Raw genomic sequence first — 5,012 nt, forward strand, 5'->3', positions numbered from 1 at the left:
AACCCTTTAAATAGTAATTATTTAACTAATTTAGTTACAAGTTATCAGCAATTAGAAAATTATAATGAAGTACAATCTATTATTAATAAACAACTAAAAAAACGTTCAGATCAATATTATTTATTAGTTGAATTAGGTTATAATTACCAATTGCAATACAAACAAGATAGTGCCACTTTTTTTTATGAAAAAGCTATAAATTCTATCGAAAAATCTAAAAACCAAGGGTATTTAATAGGAAGATCTTTTCATAAAAACCATTTATTAGATTATGCACTTGCTGCTTTTAAAAAATCTATGGAATTCAATCCTAATGCAAATTTCAACTTGCAAATTGCAGCTATTTATGGTGAAAAAGCCGATTTAGAAAATATGTTTGAAACGTATTTAAATTTGATTGAAACCAACATTAATTATTTGCCAACTGCAAAAACTTATATTGGAAAGTATTTAACCGATGATGCTGAAAATGAAGCAAATATTTTTTTAAGAAAACTGTTGATTAAAAAATTACAGAACAATCCACAAAATAGCTGGAATCAGTTATTGAGTTGGTTATTTATGCAACAAAAAGACTATGCAAAGGCATTACTACAAGAAAAGGCTTTGTTTAAAAGAGATAACAGTAGTTTAAAAGGAATTACAGATTTGGGTGAAATTGCTTTTAAAGATTCCGATTTTATAGTTTCAAAAAACTGTTTTAATTTTATAATTGAAAATACTAATAATTTAGAAGATCAGCTACGATCAAAACTCTACTTATTACAAATTTCTATTGAAACAGCTACAGAAATTTCTAAAACTGAGCAGCAATTTGAACAAATTTTTTTGGAATATGGCAAAAATGAATATACAATAGCCGTACAATTGGTATTTGCCGATTTTTTAGCGTTTAAAAAGAATGAACCAGAAAAAGCCATTAATCTATTAAAAAAAGCGCTTAAATTACCAATAAACGAATTTCAAAAAGGAACTATTAAAACTAAATTAGCTGATATTTTGGTCTATACCAATAAATTTAGCACCGCATTAATTTACTATACTCAAGTTCAAAACGATTTAAAAAGTCATACTATCGGACAAACGGCACGTTTTAAAATTGCACAAACATCTTATTTTAAAGGCGATTTTGAATGGGCGCAATCGCAATTAAAGGTGCTAAAAAATTCTACTTCACAATTAATTGCAAACGATGCGTTAGATTTAAACTTATTAATTACAGATAATGTGGTAAAAGACAGTTTAAAAGTAGCTTTAAAAACGTATGCAAAAGCAGATTTATTAGCATATCAAAATAAAAACCAAGCTGCAATTGTTACGTTACAAGTAATTTTAACAAATTTTAAAGGACATGCTTTAGAAGATGAAACCTTGTTTAAACAAGCAAAATTATTAGAGAGTTCTGGCGATTTAATAAAAGCAGAAAATAATTATTTACAAATTATTGCACTTAATAAAGATGATATTTTAGCTGATGATGCTATTTATTATGTAGCAGAATTGTATTTAAACAAATTAAATAATATTGAAAAAGCTAAAGAATACTATCAAAAAATTATTTTTGAATATCCATCGAGTATCTATTTAGTTGATGCCAGAAAAAAATATAGAAAATTACGAGGAGATGCAATTAATTAAAAATTAATAATGAAGAATTAAAAATGGGAATGAAGACCGAAGGCGGAAGTCAGAAGCCTGAAGGAGGCTTTTAGTTGTTTGTGAAAATTACACTTTAGACCTTTGTCCCGTTACAACTTTGAACCTAAAAAAACTTAAACTAAAAAAAATGTACATATACAACGTAACAACAAATGTAGACGCATCAATTCATCAAGAATGGTTAAAATGGATGAAAGAAGAACACATTCCAAATATGCTTTCATTAGGTAAATTTACCAATGCAAAAATGAGCCAAGTTATGGTTGAAGAAGAAATGGGTGGAACAACGTATGCGGTGCAATATACTACAGATAGTATTGAAACGCTTCAAGAATATTACCAGGAAGATGCAGAAAAATTAAGAGCCGAAGCTATGCATTTATTTAAAGACAAAATTGTTGCTTTTAGAACCGAATTAAAAGTGATAAGCGAACAATTTAGTATGAGTTTAAAAAATTGAAATATGAGTGTAAGAGCAAAAAAACACCTAGGGCAACATTTTTTGAAGGACGAGTTAATTGCACAGCAAATTGCGGATAGTTTAACAGAAAAAGGCTATAATAATGTGTTAGAAATTGGTCCGGGAATGGGTGTTTTAACAAAGTATTTGCTTAAAAAAAAACCAACAATTCATGTTATTGAAATAGATACTGAGTCTGTTGAATATCTACAAGCTCATTATTTAAACTTAGCAAATAGAATAATTTCAAAAGATTTTTTAAAAATTAATATTGAAGATTATTTTGGCAAAGAGCAAGTCGCAATAATTGGTAATTTTCCTTATAATATTTCAACACAAATTGTATTTAAAACATTAGAAAATCGTCATCAAATACCGGAATTTTCAGGAATGTTTCAAAAAGAAGTCGCTAAAAGAATTGCTGAGACCGCAGGGAGCAAAGTCTATGGAATACTTTCTGTTTTAACACAGGCTTTTTATAATGTGGAATATTTATTTACGGTACCACCAACGGTTTTTGATCCACCTCCAAAAGTAGATTCTGGTGTAATTAGATTAACTCGAAAAGAAAATTACACCCTTCCTGTTGACGAAAAATTGTTTTTTAAAGTAGTAAAAACAGCTTTTCAACAACGTAGAAAAACGCTTCGTAATAGTTTAAAAACATTTAATTTATCGGATAATTTAAGAGAAGATATTATCTTTGGGCAACGTCCAGAACAATTATCTGTTCAAGAATTTATTAATCTTACTTCTAAAATAGAAAAAGATGCCAGTTGAAATTACTAAACAGTTTATAGAAGATATACAACAATTAATCGGTGAAAAAAACAACGATTCTTTATTGGTACTATTAGAAGATGTTCACTATGCAGATATAGCAGAAGTTATTGAAGAAATATATATTGAAGAAGCCATTTATTTAATTCGACTTTTAGAAAGTGATGTAACTTCTGAAGTAATTGCAGAATTAGATGAAAATGTTCGTGAAAAAATACTTAGAGAACTTTCTAGTAAAGAAATTGCAGAAGAAATAGATGAATTAGATACCGATGATGCCGCCGATATTATTTCAGAACTTTCTGAAAATCAAAAAGAGGAGGTAATTTCTCATTTAGAAGACATTGAACACGCTAAAGAAATTGTAGAACTTTTAAGGTACGATGAAAATACCGCAGGGGGTTTAATGGCAAAAGAATTAGTAAAAGTTAACGAAAATTGGAACGTACTTACTTGTGTAAAGGAAATGCGTTCACAAGCAGAAGAAGTAACACGCGTACATTCTATTTACGTGGTAGATGATAATAATAAGCTAAAAGGAAGACTTTCTTTAAAAGACTTATTAACTACCTCAACTAAAACTGCAATTAAAGATGTTTTAATAAAAAAAGTTGATGCTGTAAACGTTCAAGATAAAGCTGAAGATGTTGCTAGAATAATGCAAAAATACGATTTGGAAGCCATTCCTGTAGTAGATGAAATTGGACATTTAGTTGGTAGAATTACTATTGATGATATTGTTGATGTAATTAAAGAAGAAGCAGAAAAAGATTATCAAATGGCGGCAGGTTTAGTTGACGATGTTGAAGCTGATGATAGTATCTTTGAACTTACAAAGGCACGTTTACCTTGGTTGGTTTTAGGATTATTTGGTGGTTTAGGGAGTGTTTTTATTATGGAAGGTTATGAAGATATTATGTCCGACCCTAGATATGGTAAATTGTTCTTTTTTACACCGTTAATTGCTGCAATGGCAGGTAATGTTGGAGTGCAATCAAGCGCTATTGTTGTTCAAGGTTTAGCAAATGATATTATTAAAGGAAGTTTGTTAAGCAGACTTTTTAAAGAAGTTAGTTTAAGCTTAATTAGTGGTACGGTTCTAGGATTGTTAGTGATGCTTTTTGGTTTAATTATGCCAAGTATGATGGATACTTTATTAAGTTTTACTGTTGCAATTTCTATGTTGTGTGTTATTATAGTAGCTGCATTAATAGGGACTTTTGTGCCAATAATATTAGATAAAAGAGGTATTGATCCAGCAATTGCTACAGGACCATTTATTACAACTAGTAATGATATCTTTGGAATTTTCTTGTTCTTTTATATCGCTAAGTTAATTTTAGGGTTTTAAAATAACTCTTAAAAAATTATCAAAAAACTTTTAATGTTATAAAATGAGCATGTTCAAAAGTTGATTACTTAAGAAAATGATTTCCTGTGCTGAGCGGAGTCTAAATAAGACCTTTAAAAAACATTAAAATAAATACATGAAACATTTTTTAATACTTCTTTTTTTAGTTTTTTTGTTAATTAGTTGTGCTAAACAAAACCCTTTAGAAAAAGCAATAGCTTCTAAAAACAAACAAATAAAAAAAGTTATTGATAGTGTAAAAAACTACGAAGTGCAAGTTTTATTTACCAAAATTCTACAAGAAAATGGTAAGACAACTTTTAAAGATTACTCTTATAGAGTAGATAAAAATACTTATTTTTATCCTGCAAGTTCTGTTAAGTTTCCTATTGCTGTTTTGGCTTTACAAAAAATGAATCAAAACAAAAAGATACATAAAAATACTGTTTTTAATAGTGCTAGCGATACTACAAAAACCACATTTGCCAATGAAATTAAAAAGATTTTTGCAGTTAGCGATAATTTAGCCTATTCACGTTTATTTGATTACTTAGGTCAAAATTATATTAATAATCAATTAAAAAGCAAAGGAATTACTGCTCGAATTTCACATCGTTTTTCTGTTGATAATCCGTATGATATTAACACTAAATCGGTCTATTTTTATAATAAGGATAGCGTAATTTATAGTGAAAATCCAATACAAAACGATTCTATAAAAAACCTTTCTTTAGATAAAATAGAAAAGGGAATTGGTTACAC

The 5,012-nt window shown here is 28.4% G+C and carries 5 protein-coding genes; all 5 read left to right on the top strand.

Annotated features, from left to right (window positions below; translation table 11 throughout):
• Positions 1–1,638, top strand: a 1,638-nt coding sequence (locus tag AB1Z17_RS04545; RefSeq protein ID WP_368050609.1) for a hypothetical protein, incomplete at its 5' end; no start/stop codon positions are given.
• 148 nt (positions 1,639–1,786) lie between these two features.
• Positions 1,787–2,119, top strand: coding sequence for a DUF4286 family protein (locus AB1Z17_RS04550; RefSeq protein ID WP_368050610.1), 333 nt, complete (start codon positions 1,787–1,789; stop codon positions 2,117–2,119).
• A 3-nt stretch (positions 2,120–2,122) separates the two neighbouring features.
• The gene (rsmA, locus tag AB1Z17_RS04555; RefSeq protein ID WP_368050611.1) at positions 2,123–2,899 is read left to right on the top strand and encodes a 16S rRNA (adenine(1518)-N(6)/adenine(1519)-N(6))-dimethyltransferase RsmA; all 777 of its coding nucleotides are present in this window, start codon (positions 2,123–2,125) and stop codon (positions 2,897–2,899) included.
• The gene (gene mgtE, locus AB1Z17_RS04560; RefSeq protein WP_368050612.1) at positions 2,889–4,250 is read left to right on the top strand and encodes a magnesium transporter; all 1,362 of its coding nucleotides are present in this window, start codon (positions 2,889–2,891) and stop codon (positions 4,248–4,250) included. The genes rsmA and mgtE overlap by 11 nt, the downstream gene beginning before the upstream one ends.
• 136 nt (positions 4,251–4,386) lie before the next feature.
• On the top strand, positions 4,387–5,012 hold a 626-nt coding region (locus tag AB1Z17_RS04565; RefSeq protein ID WP_368050614.1), incomplete at its 3' end, for a serine hydrolase.

It is taken from the genome of Lutibacter sp., assembly GCF_040883305.1.
Lineage (GTDB): Bacteria > Bacteroidota > Bacteroidia > Flavobacteriales > Flavobacteriaceae > Lutibacter.